Below are 13,757 nucleotides of genomic sequence, written 5' to 3'. Positions count from 1 at the left end.
GAACGGTCGCCTCCTTGTCTGGGGACTGCGGGGCTGTGCGGTCCCGGGGCTACGGCAGGACCCACTTCTGGTTGGCTCCGGTGTGGCAGGTCCACAGGTGGACGGCCGTGCCGTCGTTCCAGACGCCTCCCGAGGCGTCCAGGCACTTGCCGGACTGCGGGTTGCGCACGGTGCCGTCGGCCTGGGCCGCCCAGTTCTGGGCGGCGGTGCCGTTGCAGGTCCACAGCTGGACCTTCGTCCCGTCCGCCGAGCCGCCGCCGGAGACGTCCAGGCACTTGCCGAGGGCCTTCAGGGTGCCGTCGCCGGGGACCGTCCAGGTCTGGGCCGCGCTGCCGTCGCAGGTCCGGATCTGGGTCTTCGTACCGTCCGCGGTGCCGGCGTTGTCGACGTCCAGGCACTTGGCGTTCACGCCCTTGACCGGGCCCGAACGGGCGCCGGTGGTCGTGAAGGAGAACTCGTCGACGTCGAACAGCGAACCGGCGCCGCCCTTGAAGACGAGGTAGAGGGTCGTGGAGCCGGCCGGCCGGGCGGTGAGCGTGGTGGTGACGTCCCGGAAGGTCTCCCAGCCGCCGGTGACCGGTGCGGCGACCGTGCCGAGCAGGGTCCCGGTCGGGGAGCCGGCGCGCACCTCGATGGTGCCGCCCGTCCCGCCCGAGGAGATCCGGGCCGTGAACCGCTCCGCGTTCTCCAGGGCGTACGGCCGGAAGGCGATCCAGTCGCCGTTCTCGATGTACCCGACGGTCTTGCCGCCGTGCGCGGGGGTGTGGGTGACGACCTGGACGCCCGAGGCCTCGCTGTAGTGCTCGGCCTGGCGGTGGCTGGGCTGGGTGACGTGCTGGTCGTGCGCGGTCAGGGCGGGCTGGCCGTTGGCGCCCTTGTCGGTGTACTCGGCGTCGACGACGCCGAAGATGTTGGCGTTGGGGTCGTGCTCCCCGTCCGCGAGGGTCCGCAGGGTGCCGGTGCAGCCGGTGGCCGAGGTCTGCGGGTGTCCGTGGCTGTCGTGGCCGACGATGAAGGTGACCTTCACCTTGGAGCAGTCGATCGTGCCGTCCTCGGGGTCGGTCACGGTCACCTTGAACGGGATCGCCGCGCCGAAGTCGTAGACGCTCCCGTCGGCGGGCAGGTCGAGGCGGACCGTGGGGGCCGTGTTCCCGACCGTGATCAGGACCGAGGCGGTCGCCGACCTGCCGGTGCTGTCGGTGACCTTGAGCGTGGCCGTGTACCGGCCGTCGGCGGAGTACGTGCGGGAGGGGTTGGCGGCGGTGGAGGTGCCGCCGTCGCCGAAGGTCCAGGCGTACGTGAGGGCGTCGCCGTCGGGGTCGGAGGTGCCGGCCGACGAGAACGAGACGGCCAGCGGCGCCTTGCCGGAGGTGACGTTCGCCCGGGCCTGGGCGACCGGGGCGCGGCCGCCCGTGACGTGTTCGATGCGGTACAGGGCGGAGTTCTCGTCGCCGTTGAAGTAGCCGGTGCCGTAGTCGAGGACGTACAGGGCGCCGTCCGGCCCGAAGGCCGTGTCCATCACCTGGGTGCCGCTCCAGGGGAAGGGGTTGATCGACTGTACGGTGCCGTCTCCGGCGGCCTCGATCCGCTTGATCCAGCGGCGGCCGAACTCGCCGGCGAAGAAGTCCCCGTCGTACTCCTGGGGGAACTTCACCTCGGAGGTCGAGGCGGCGTCGTAGCGGTAGACGGGACCGGCCATGGGCGATTCCGAGCCGCCGCCGAACTCGGGGACGGAGGAGCCGTTGTACGAGATCCAGGCGGGCTGGGCGGGCGGCAGGTCGGTGAGGCCGGTGTTGCGCGGGGAGGTGTTCTTCGGGGCGGCGCAGTCGAACACCGCTCCCGAGGTGCCGGTGGCGAAGTCGTAGTCCGTGTAGGCGTTGTTCCTGCCCGTGCAGTAGGGCCAGCCGAAGTTGCCCGCCCTGGTGATCCGGTTGAACTCGACCTGGCCCTCCGGTCCCCGGGCGGGTGAGGCGGTGCCCGAGTCGGGGCCGTAGTCGCCCAGGTAGACGGTGCCGGTGGCCTTGTCGACGCTCATCCGGAAGGGGTTGCGGAAGCCCATGGCGTAGATCTCGGGCCGGGTCCTCGCCGTGCCGGGCGCGAAGAGGTTGCCGCCGGGGACCGTGTAGGAGCCGTCGGCGTTCACCTTGATCCGCAGGACCTTGCCGCGCAGGTCGTTGGTGTTGCCGGAGGAGCGCTGGGCGTCGTAGGCGGGGTTGCGGCCCGCCCGTTCGTCGATCGGGGTGAAGCCGTCCGAGGCGAAGGGGTTGCTGTCGTCGCCGGTCGACAGGTAAAGGTTGCCGGCCGCGTCGAAGTCGATGTCGCCGCCGACGTGGCAGCACAGCCCTCGGGAGGCGGGCACGTCCAGGATCTTCTTCTCGCTGCCGAGGTCCAGGGTGCCGTCGGTCCTCAGGACGAACCGGGACAGCCGGTTGACCCCGTCGTACGGGGCGAAGTCGGCGGCCGTGCCGTTCGCGGGGGCGTCTCCGCCCGGAGTGGTGAGCTTGGGCGCGTAGTAGAGGTAGACCTGCCGGTTGGACGAGAAGCCCGGGTCCGCCGCGACGCCCTGGAGGCCCTCCTCGTCGTGGCTGTACACGTCGAGCTTGCCCGCCACGGTGGTGGTGCCCGCGGCGTTGGTGAGACGGAGGGTGCCGTCGCGCGAGGTGTGCAGGACCGAGCGGTCCGGGAGGACGGCCAGGGTCATGGGCTCGCCCGTCTCGGCCACGCCCTTGGCGAGCGTGACCTGTTGGAACTCCGGGGCGGCCGCGGCCGTGACCTCGGTCCCGGCGCCGTGGTCCCGGTGCGCGGGCGCGGAGTGGGCCGGGGACACCGGCAGGAGACAGCCGAGGGTGCAGGCCACGGCGGTCAGCAAGAAGCGGGCGCGTCCGCGCCCGGGCGATCTCATGCGCACAGAGGTCTCCCGACAGAGGTGGGGTGGTGGCAGCCTCGGTGTGCTGCCGAGGGACTACGGGCGTGCGCCGTCACGCCGTAGGGACCGGCCCGCAGCTCATGACCGGTTCGTTTCAAGGAAGTTAGCGGGCTTTGTCGAAGTCCGTAACCCGGTGCGCGCGAGTTTCCGTGACTTTCTCCATGCGCGGGACAAAGTACTCGCCGCGGGAGGAGCGAGGGGCGGCGGTCGCACCGCCCGCCCGGGAGAAGGGCCGGTGATCACTGCGGCACGGCCGCTTTATGCGCATCGAGGACAAAGTATGGACCGCGTCGGGAGAAGTCCCTACTGTGTCCGACGCGACGGTGCGGACCCGCTCCCTCCCGCCCGCAGCGCCTCCGTAACCGGGGCGACGACGCGTCCCGGCAGCGGTGGATCCCCCACTTGCCCGATCGAGCCCTTCGCCTCCCGAAGGGCCGTCAGGAGGTCACGTGCGTCCACGGCTGTACCCCCACCGATCGGCCGGCCGTCTGGCCGGAACGCTCATCGCCTCGTTACTGACCGCCGCCCTGTCGGTCTCCCCGGCCTCCCCGGCCGCTCCCCCCTCCCCCACCGCGCCCGCCGCCCCGGCCCCCCGGGGTCCCGCGGACGACCCCGCGGACACGAACAGGCCCGCCCGGGTGAAGGGCACCGCGGTCGCGCCCGGTTCGACCCTCAGGGGCCGCTCCGCCGCGGCGCTCCCCCCGCAGACGCACGGGGTCACGCTCCGCGTCTTCGACGTGCAGATCCCGCTGAACAACCTCTGCGTGCTGAAGCCGGGGCAGACCCCCAACATCGACAAGCTGATGCCGGTGGTCGACTGGTCCACGGCCGCCGACTTCGGCCTGGAGACCCACTTCGCCACCCACGTCGTCGGCAACCTGAACGTCCCGCAGACGGGCAGCTATACCCTCCGCCTCGCCAGCGACGACGGCTCCCGCCTCCTGATCGACGACCAGGTGGTGATCAACCACGACGGCCTGCACGGTCCCGATCCCAAGGACGCGACCGTGAACCTGACGGCGGGTTCGCACGCGCTGCGCATCGAGCACTTCGAGCGCGACGGCGGTCAGCAGATCACGCTGTCCTGGAAGCCGCCGGGCGCCACCGGCTTCGCCGTCGTACCGAACTCGGCCCTGAGCACCGACGCCGACGTCGTCCGCGTGACCGCGCCGGGCCGCAAGGAGTGCGAGGGCATCGCGGACACGCCCGGCGACGGCCTGCCGCTCACCGGCGTCCACCCGAACTACACCCTCACCGACCTGCGCCCCAAGGGCTTCGAGCCGCAGGTCTCCGCGATGGACTGGCTGCCGGACGGCCGTCTGGCCGTGACCACCTGGGGCGGCAGCAACAACACCACGGGCGAGGTCTACCTGCTCGGCAACGTCACGGGGAGCACCGGCCCGGACAAGGTGACGGTGAAGAAGGTGGCCTCGGGCCTGAAGGAGCCCATGGGGATCAAGTACGTCGACGGCAAGCTGTACGTCTCCCAGAAGCACGAGCTGACCGAGCTGAACGACACCGACGGGGACGAGGTCACCGACCAGTACCGGCGGGTGGCGACCTGGCCCTTCGGCGGCAACTTCCACGAGTTCGCCTTCGGCCTCCTCTATAAAGACGGGTTCTTCTACCTGAACCTGTCGGTCTCCATCAACTACGGCGGGGCGACCACGAACCCGCAGCCGGCGCCGAACCGCGGGACCACGATCAAGGTGAACCGGCAGACCGGCGAGGTCGCGTACGTGGCCGGCGGACTGCGCACCCCGAACGGCATCGGCTGGGGCCCCGAGGGCGGCATCTTCGTCACCGACAACCAGGGCGGCTGGCTGCCCTCGTCGAAGCTGGTGCACATCAAGCAGGACCGGTTCTTCAACCACTACATGAACCCGGCCGGCCCGTTCGACTCCCGGCCGGTGACCAAGCCGGTGCTCTGGCTGCCGCAGAACGAGATAGGAAACTCCCCCAGTACACCCCTCCAGTTGACCGACGGACCGTTCGCCGGGCAGATGCTGTTCGGCGACGTGACGTACGGCGGTGTGCAGCGCGGCTTCCTGGAGAAGGTCGGCGGCGAGTACCAGGGCGCGGTCTTCCGCCTCACCCAGGGCCTCGAAGCGGGTGTGACCCGGATCAGCGTCGGCCCGGACGGCGCGCTGTACGCCGGCGGGCTCGGCGCGGGCGGCAACTGGGGCCAGGAGGGCAAGCTCGCCTTCGGCCTGCAGAAGCTGTCGCCGAACGGCGCCAACGCCTTCGACATCCGCGCCATGCGCGCCGTACCGGGCGGCTTCGCCCTGGAGTACACCCAGCCGCTGTCGACGCAGACGGCCACCGACCTGGCCAAGCGCTACAAGATCAAGCAGTGGCGTTACGCGCCGACCGCCGACTACGGCGGCCCGAAGATCGGCGAGGAGACGCTCACCGCGCAGTCGGCCGCCCTCTCCGCCGACCGGAAGACGGTCACCCTGGCCGTTCCCGGCCTCAAGGCCGACCGGGTGGTGCACATCCGCTCGGCCCGGCCCTTCAGCTCCGCCACCGGCGAGTCCCTGTGGAGCACCGAGGCCTGGTACACGCTCAACCGGCTGCCCGGCGGGGTGCCCACGGGAGAGGTGCGGGGCATCGGCAACAAGTGCCTGGACGTCGACAACTCCCAGACCGCGGACGGCACGAAGATCCAGGTGTGGGGCTGCAACAGCACCGGCGCCCAGCAGTGGACCGTGGCGGGGGACGGCACGCTGAAGGTGCTCGGCAAGTGCCTGGACGTCTCCAACGGCGGCTCGGCGGACGGCACGAAGGTCCAGTTGTGGACCTGCAACGGATCGGGCTCCCAGACCTGGCAGGCACAGGCCGACGGCAGTCTGCGCAACCCGCAGTCCGCCAAGTGCCTGGACGTCGCGGGCGGCGCCACGGCGGACGGCACGAAGGTCCAGCTGTGGACCTGCAACGGGACGAGCGCCCAGAAGTGGGCTCTTCCCTGAGGTGAGTCGACGTAACGACGGGGGTGGTGCGGGCCGTGCGCCGTGGCGTACGGCCCGCACGCGTTCCCCCTTTGTCCTGTGCGTGGAAGAAGTCGAAGCGGAACTGTGCGCAAGTTCTTCCCCTCCGGGTGAAGCGCTGCTACGTTCCCCTCGAAAGCGAAGAACGGACGAAGCACGGAAGAGGAGAGGAGGGGACATGCGACGCATGACGGCCCGGCCCGCGAACGCGCATCAGGCGCGTCTGCTCCGGCTGTTGCGCGACGGAGGCCCCAACTCGCGTGCTCAGCTCGGCGATCAGGTCGACCTCTCCCGCTCCAAGCTCGCGGTCGAGGTGGACCGGCTCCTGGAGACGGGCCTCGTCGTCGCGGACGGGCTCGCCGCCTCCCGGGGCGGACGCCGCTCGCACAACATCCGGCTCGCGCCCGGACTGCGCTTCCTCGGCGTCGACATCGGCGCGACCTCGATCGACGTCGCGGTGACCAACGCCGAGCTGGAGGTCCTGGGACACCTCAACCACTCCATGGACGTGCGCGAGGGCCCCGTCGCGGTCTTCGAGCAGGTCCTGTCGATGGTCGGGAAGCTCAAGGCGTCGGGCCTCACGGACGGACTCGACGGCGCGGGCATCGGCGTGCCGGGCCCCGTCCGCTTCCCCGAGGGCGTCCCGGTGGCCCCGCCGATCATGCCCGGATGGGACGGGTTCCCCGTCCGGGAGGCGCTCAGCCAGGACCTGGGGTGCCCCGTGATGGTCGACAACGACGCCAACCTGATGGCCATGGGAGAGCAGCACGCGGGCGTCGCCCGGTCCGTGGGCGACTTCCTGTACGTCAAGATCGGCACCGGCATCGGCTGCGGCATCGTCGTCGGCGGAGAGGTCCACCGCGGTACGACGGGCAGCGCCGGCGACATCGGACACATCCAGGTCGATCCGGAGGGCCGGGCCTGCGGCTGCGGCAACCGGGGATGCCTGGAGGCCCACTTCGGCGGCGCCGCGCTCGCCCGTGACGCCGAGGACGCGGCGCGCGAGGGACGCTCGGTCGCCCTCGCCGCCCGCCTCGAGGCCGCCGGCGCGCTGACCGCGGCGGACGTCTCCGCGGCCGCCGCGGCGGGGGACGCCGCGGCTCTGGACCTGATCCGGGCGGGTGGCGACCGGGTCGGCCAGGTCATCGCCGGCCTCGTGAGCTTCTTCAACCCGGGGATGGTCGTGATCGGGGGCGGGGTGACGGGACTCGGACACACGCTCCTCGCGAGCGTGCGGACCCAGGTGTACCGGCGCTCCCTTCCCCTCGCGACCAGGAACCTGCCCATCGTCCTGGGCGAGCTCGGTTCGATCGCCGGCGTGACCGGCGCGGCCCGGCTCATCAGCGACCACCTGTTCTCGCCGGCCTGATCCGAGCCGGCGGGCACCGCGAGGTGCCCGGCACGACGGCACCGCGAGGTGCCGGGCACACAGGCACCGCGAGGTGCCCCGTACATCGGCATCGCCAGGTGCCGGGCACATCGGCACCGGGAGGTGTCCCGTACGTCGGCACCGTGAGGTGTCCAGCGCGTGAGCACCGCCGGGTGCCGAGCACCGGGCACCCCCGTACGACCCGCCGCGCGCGCCCCGTACCGCTCCCGTACCACCCGTACGACCCGCACCGTTCGTACCGCTCGTAACCCGCACGCCCCGCACCCCCGCGGTGACACCCTCCGCGCGAAGCCGCGGCACCGTACCGCCGCCGGAACATCCGGCCGCGCCCCCGCCCTCGCGTCCGCCCTGTCCGCTCACGGCCCGCAACAGCCGAGGAATCGTCATGGCACCAGAACCACCCCTGCTCACCATGTCCGGCATCACCAAGTCGTTCCCCGGAGTCCGCGCCCTGGACGGCGTCGACCTGGAGGTCCGGGCCGGAGAGGTCCACTGCGTCCTCGGCCAGAACGGCGCCGGGAAGTCCACCCTGATCAAGGTCCTCGCCGGCGCCCACCAGCCGGACGGGGGCACGATCACCTGGTGCGGACAGGACGTGACACCGGGCTCCCCGATCGCGGCCATGCGGCTCGGCATCGCCACCATCTACCAGGAGCTCGACCTGGTCGAAGGGCTGTCCGTCGCCGAGAACGTCTTCCTCGGCCACGAACCCACCTCCGCGGGCTTCGTCGTCCGCGCACGGGCCGCCCGGACCGCCGCCGCGCAGCTCCTGAGGCGTCTCGGCCACGGCGAGATCGATCCCGCGTCCCGGGCCGGAGAACTCTCCGCCGCCCAGCGGCAGATCGTCTCCATGGCCCGCGCGCTCTCGCACGACGTGCGCCTCATCGTCATGGACGAGCCGTCCGCCGCCCTCGATCCGGAAGAGGTCGACAACCTGTTCCGGACCGTCGCCGACCTGACCGCCGACGGGGTCGCCGTCGTCTACATCTCCCACCGGCTGGAGGAGATCCGCCGGATCGGCGACCGGGTCACCGTTCTCAAGGACGGCCGGACCGTCGCGGGCGGACTGCCCGCGAAGTCGACCTCGACCGGCGAGGTCGTCACGCTGATGACCGGCCGCAGCGTCGAGTACGTCTTCCCGGAGCGCCCCCGGCGAACGGACTCCGCCGCGACCGCGCCCGTCCTGCGCGTCGAAGGGCTCACCAGGAAGGGGGAGTTCGCCCCTCTCGACCTGGAGCTGCGCCCCGGTGAGATCGTCGGCCTCGCCGGGCTCGTCGGATCGGGACGCTCCGAGATCCTGGAGACGGTCTACGGCGCGCGCAGGCCGACCGGCGGGCGCGTCCTCGTCGACGGAGCCCCGCTGCGGCCGGGCAGCGTCCGCGCGGCCGTCCGCGCCGGCATCGGCCTCGCCCCCGAGGAGCGCAAGGCCCAGGGCCTGCTGCCGGCGGAGTCCGTCACCCGCAACGTCACCCTCTCCACCCTCTCCCGCTTCTCCCGCGGCGGCTGGCTCGACCGGCGGCGGGAGCGGGAGGACGCCCGGCGGGCGACCCGCGAACTGTCCCTGCGGCCCGACGACCCCGACGCCCGGATCCGGACCCTGTCCGGCGGCAACCAGCAGAAGGCGGTGCTCGCCCGCTGGCTCCTGCGCGGCTGCAGGGTCCTGCTCCTCGACGAGCCCACCCGGGGGGTCGACGTCGGTGCCCGCGCCGAGCTGTACGCCGTCGTCCGGCGGCTCGCCGACGAGGGCCTCGCCGTCCTCCTGGTCTCCAGCGAGGTGCCCGAGGTCCTCGGCCTCGCCGACCGCGTGCTCGTCCTGCGCGAGGGGACCGTCGTCCACACCGCCGACGCCCGGGAACTCGACGAGCACCGCGTGCTCGACCTCGTGATGGAAGGAAGCCCGACGGCATGACACAGTCGACCACTCCGGCGGGGCACGACGCGCCGGCCACCGCCCTCCCTCCCCCGCCGGGCGGGAAGACCACCGCGCGCCGGCCCCTGGGCCTCCGCCCGGACGTGCGCAACCTGTCCCTGCTCGGCGTCCTGGCCGCCCTGATCGTCGTGGGGGGCGTCACCCGGCCCGACGAGTTCCTGGCCGCGAGCAATCTGCAACTCGTCCTGACCCAGGCCTCGGTCATCGGCGTCGTCACCGTCGGCATGACCTTCGTCATCACCAGCGGCGGCATCGACCTGTCGGTCGGGGCCATCGTGGCACTGGCGTCCGTCTGGGCCACCACGGTGGCGACCCAAGAGTACGGTTTCGCGGGCATCCTCTTCACCGCGGTGGTCGTCGGTCTCGGCTGCGGCCTGGTGAACGGCCTCCTCGTCGCGTACGGCCGGATGGTCCCCTTCATCGCGACCCTCGCGATGTTCGCCTCCGCCCGCGGCCTCGCCCTCCAGATCACCGAGGGCAGGACCCAGATCGTCACCGTCGAATCCGTCCTCGACCTGGGCCTCCCCGACTCCTACGTCCTCGGGATCCCGCCGCTCGTCCTCGTCTTCGCGGCCGTCACCGTCGTGGGCTGGCTCCTCTTCAACCGCACCACCTTCGGCCGCCGGACCGTGGCCGTGGGCGGCAACGCGGAGGCCGCCCGGCTCGCCGGCATCGACGTGCGCCGCCAGCGCCTCTACCTCTACCTGCTCTCCGGGCTGTGCTGCGGCATCGCCGCCTTCCTGCTGATCGTGCTCGCCGGCTCCGGCCAGAACACCAACGGCAACCTGTACGAGCTCGACGCCATCGCCGCCGCCATCATCGGCGGCACCCTCCTCAGCGGCGGCCGGGGCACCATCGCCGGCTCCGTCCTCGGCGTCCTCGTCTTCACCACGATCACCAACATCTTCGCCCTGAACAACCTGGAGAGCGCCGTCCAGCAGATCGCCAAGGGCGCGATCATCGTCGCCGCCGTCCTCGTCCAGCACCGCGCCGCCCGCGACACCTGACGCCCCGTCGCCTCCCCGCGCCCGACGCCCCCTCCCGCAAGGCCCGCTCCCCGAAGAAACCCGCCCGAAGGGATCCACCGCCATGCCCGCAACCAGCCGCAGACACCTCCTCCTCGGCGGCGCCGCCGTCTCCGCCGGAGCCCTGCTCACCGCCTGCACCAGCAACGAGCCCAAGGCCGCCGGGGACACAGCGCCCGCCGGGAGCGCCGCGCCCGCCGCCGACGGCAAGCCCGGCACCCCCGTCACCATCGGCTTCGCCGGCCCGCAGGCCGACCACGGCTGGCTCAACGCCATCAACGAGAACGCCAAGCGGCGCGCCGCGACGTACTCCGACGTCACCCTGGAGATCACCGAGGGCTCCAACGACACCGCCGCCCAGATCGGCCAGGTCCAGACCCTCATCAACAAGAAGGTCGACGTCCTGGTCGTCCTGCCCGCCGACGGCAAGGCCCTCACCCAGGTCGGCCTCCAGGCCATGCGGGCCGGCATCCCCGTCGTGAACCTCGACCGGATCTTCGCCTCCCCACAGGCCTACCGCTGCTGGATCGGCGGCGACAACTACGGCATGGGCCTCAACGCCGGCCGCTTCATCGGCGAGAAGCTCAAGGACAAGCCGGACGCCACCGTCGTGGAACTCGCCGGCATGGACAGCCTGGAGCTCACCAAGCAGCGCACCCAGGGCTTCGACGACGCCCTCAAGAACTACCCCAACATCCGCAAGGTCGCCCGCCAGGCCGCCGACTTCACCGTCGAGTCCGGCCAGGCCAAGATGGCCCAACTCCTGCAAGCCCAGCAGAAGTTCGACGCCCTGTGGAACCACGACGACGACCAGGGCGTGGGCGCGCTCCACGCCATCGCCCAGGCCGGCCGCAAGGACTTCCTCATGGTCGGCGGCGCCGGGGCCAAGTCGGCCATGGACGCCATCAAGGCCGACTCCGGCGTCCTCAAGGCCACCGTCCTCTACCCGCCGACCATGGCCGCCTCCGCGATCGACCTCGCCCGCGCCCTCGGCCAGAAGAAGGGGATCGGCGGCATGTCCGAACTGGAGATCCCCGCCTCGATCACCCTCTACTCGGCCGTCGTCACCAAGGAGAACGTCGACGACTACCTGCCCACCGGCTTCAACTGACCCCGCCGGTACCGAAGAGCCCGCAGCGCACCACGACAGGGAGAAACCGCATGGAACAGGTCACGCAGGGCGGGACCGCGCCGACGCTCGGCATCGGCCTGATCGGTTACGCGTTCATGGGAGCCGCCCACTCCCAGGGCTGGCGCACGGCCGGCCGTGCCTTCGACCTGCCGCTGCGGCCCGTCCTCGCCGCGGTGGCCGGCCGGGACCCCTCGGCCGTGCGCGCGGCGGCGGAGAGACACGGCTGGGCCGCCGCCGAGACCGACTGGCGCGCCCTGATCGCCCGCGACGACGTCCACCTCGTCGACGTCTGCACCCCGGGCGACAGCCACGCGGAGATCGCGATCGCCGCCCTGGAGGCCGGCAAGCACGTGCTGTGCGAGAAGCCGCTCGCCAACTCGGTGGCCGAGGCCGAGGCGATGACGGCCGCCGCCGCCCGGGCGGGGGAACGCGGCCAGGTGGCCATGGTCGGCTTCAACTACCGCCGGGTCCCTGCCCTCGCGTACGCCCGGACGCTCGTCGCGGAGGGCCGGCTCGGCGCGCTGCGGCACGTCCGCGTCACCTACCTCCAGGACTGGCTGGTCGACCCCGACTTCCCGCTGACCTGGCGCCTGGAGCGCGAGCACGCCGGGTCGGGGGCGCTCGGCGACCTGGGGGCGCACATCGTGGACCTCGCCCAGTACCTGGCGGGCGAGCCGCTCGTCGGGGTCTCGGCACAGCTGGAGACCTTCGTCAGGGAGCGTCCCCTGCTCGCCGGGGCGTCGGCCGGGCTCCGCGCGTCCGGCGGTCCGGGGCGCGGGCCCGTCACGGTCGACGACGCGGCCGTCTTCACCGGGCGGCTCGCCTCCGGGGCGCTCGCGACGTTCGAGGCGAGCCGGATGGCACCCGGCCGCAAGAACGCGCTGCGCCTGGAGGTCGACGGGGAGCGCGGCTCCCTCGCCTTCGACCTGGAGCGGCTCAACGAACTGTCCTTCCACGACCACACCGAGCCCGCCGTCACGGCCGGCTTCCGGCGCATCCTCGTCACCGAGCCCGGCCACCCCTATCTGGAGGGCTGGTGGCCGCCCGGCCACGTGCTCGGCTACGAGCACACCTTCGCGCACCAGGCCCGCGACCTGGTGACGGCCATCGCCGGGGGGACGGTTCCCGCGCCGTCGTTCGCGGACGGCCTCCAGGTCCAGCGGGTCCTGGCCGCCGTGGAGGAGAGCGCGGCGAAGAACGCCGTCTACACCCCCGTACCCGTGCTCGCTCCGGCACCGGAGGCCGAGCGCGCGCGGGCACAGGTCTGAGGAGGAGATCCCATGCCACGTCCCTTCACCCTCTTCACCGGCCAGTGGGCCGACCTGCCCCTGGAGGAGGTCTGCCGGCATGCCCGCGACTTCGGCTACGACGGACTCGAACTCGCCTGCTGGGGCGACCACTTCGAGGTGGACCGGGCTCTCGCCGACCCGGCGTACGTCAAGGGCAGGCGGGAACTGCTCGACGCGTACGGCCTGAAGTGCTGGGCGGTCTCCAACCACCTGGTGGGGCAGGCCGTCTGCGACGACCCGATCGACGAGCGCCACCGGGCGATCGTGCCCGCCCGGATCTGGGGCGACGGCGAGGCCGAGGGGGTGCGGCGGCGGGCGGCCCGCGAGCTCGCGGACACCGCGCGGGCCGCGGCGGCGCTCGGCGTCGACACCGTCGTCGGCTTCACCGGCTCCTCCATCTGGCACCTGGTGGCGATGTTCCCGCCGGTCCCCGAGCGCATGGTCGAGCGCGGCTTCGAGGACTTCGCCGAGCGCTGGAACCCGGTCCTCGACGTCTTCGACGCCGAGGGCGTGCGCTTCGCCCACGAGGTGCACCCCAGCGAGATCGCGTACGACTACTGGACCACCCAGCGGGCCCTGGAGGCGGTCGGCCGGCGTCCCGCCTTCGGCCTGAACTTCGACCCGAGCCACTTCGTGTGGCAGGACCTCGACCCGGTCGGCTTCCTGTGGGACTTCCGCGACCGGATCTACCACGTGGACTGCAAGGAGGCCCGCAAGCGGCTCGACGGGCGCAACGGACGGCTCGGCTCCCACCTGCCCTGGGGCGATCCCCGGCGCGGCTGGGACTTCGTCTCCGCCGGCCACGGCGACGTGCCCTGGGAGGACGTCTTCCGGATGCTCCGCTCGATCGGCTACGCCGGGCCCGTCTCCGTGGAGTGGGAGGACGCGGGCATGGACCGGCTCACCGGCGCCCCCGAGGCGCTCTCCTTCCTCAAGCGGTACGACTTCGACCCCCCGGCCGCCTCCTTCGACGCCGCCTTCGGAACCGGGCCGTGAACCGCGAGCGCCGGCCGGGGCCGGAGGGCGCGCCCCGGCGGAGGGGCCGCCCATGAGCCGGCGGCGGGCGGGGAGGCGTCGT

8 protein-coding genes are annotated in these 13,757 nt (G+C 72.3%); 7 read left to right on the top strand and 1 reads right to left on the bottom strand.

Going from position 1 to position 13,757, the window contains the following annotated elements:
• Positions 1 to 49 precede the first annotated feature (49 nt).
• Positions 50 to 2,902 (bottom strand): PQQ-dependent sugar dehydrogenase, encoded by a 2,853-nt coding sequence (locus AB0398_RS12710; protein WP_366374335.1) that lies wholly within the window; start codon positions 2,900 to 2,902, stop codon positions 50 to 52.
• 662 nt (positions 2,903 to 3,564) lie between these two features.
• Between AB0398_RS12710 and AB0398_RS12705 the strand changes: the two genes are divergently transcribed.
• The 7 genes from AB0398_RS12705 (at position 3,565) to AB0398_RS12675 (ending at position 13,675) form a co-directional block, all read left to right on the top strand.
• Positions 3,565 to 5,895 carry a ricin-type beta-trefoil lectin domain protein gene (locus AB0398_RS12705; protein WP_366374541.1) on the top strand — a complete coding sequence of 777 codons (2,331 nt, stop codon included), beginning with the start codon at positions 3,565 to 3,567 and terminating at the stop codon, positions 5,893 to 5,895.
• 205 nt (positions 5,896 to 6,100) lie between these two features.
• Positions 6,101 to 7,282: an ROK family transcriptional regulator gene (locus AB0398_RS12700; RefSeq protein WP_366374540.1), complete on the top strand. Its 1,182-nt coding sequence runs from the start codon at positions 6,101 to 6,103 to the stop codon at positions 7,280 to 7,282.
• Positions 7,283 to 7,688: 406 nt separating this feature from the next.
• Entirely contained in the window at positions 7,689 to 9,212 is a 1,524-nt protein-coding gene (locus AB0398_RS12695) for a sugar ABC transporter ATP-binding protein (RefSeq protein ID WP_366374333.1), read from the top strand.
• Positions 9,209 to 10,240 (top strand): ABC transporter permease, encoded by a 1,032-nt coding sequence (locus AB0398_RS12690; RefSeq protein ID WP_366374331.1) that lies wholly within the window; start codon positions 9,209 to 9,211, stop codon positions 10,238 to 10,240. The genes AB0398_RS12695 and AB0398_RS12690 overlap by 4 nt, the downstream gene beginning before the upstream one ends.
• Before the next feature lie 82 nt (positions 10,241 to 10,322).
• Positions 10,323 to 11,369, top strand: a complete 1,047-nt coding sequence (locus AB0398_RS12685) for a substrate-binding domain-containing protein (RefSeq protein ID WP_366374329.1) — start codon at positions 10,323 to 10,325, stop codon at positions 11,367 to 11,369.
• A gap of 50 nt (positions 11,370 to 11,419) precedes the next feature.
• Positions 11,420 to 12,658, top strand: a complete 1,239-nt coding sequence (locus AB0398_RS12680; RefSeq protein ID WP_366374327.1) for a Gfo/Idh/MocA family oxidoreductase — start codon at positions 11,420 to 11,422, stop codon at positions 12,656 to 12,658.
• A 12-nt stretch (positions 12,659 to 12,670) separates the two neighbouring features.
• Positions 12,671 to 13,675 carry a sugar phosphate isomerase/epimerase family protein gene (locus tag AB0398_RS12675; protein ID WP_366374326.1) on the top strand — a complete coding sequence of 335 codons (1,005 nt, stop codon included), beginning with the start codon at positions 12,671 to 12,673 and terminating at the stop codon, positions 13,673 to 13,675.
• Positions 13,676 to 13,757 lie beyond the last annotated feature (82 nt).

It is taken from the genome of Streptomyces sp. NPDC086147 (genome assembly GCF_040702165.1).
Taxonomy (GTDB): Bacteria; Actinomycetota; Actinomycetes; order Streptomycetales; family Streptomycetaceae; genus Streptomyces.
This window is presented reverse-complemented; position numbering and strand designations above follow the sequence as displayed.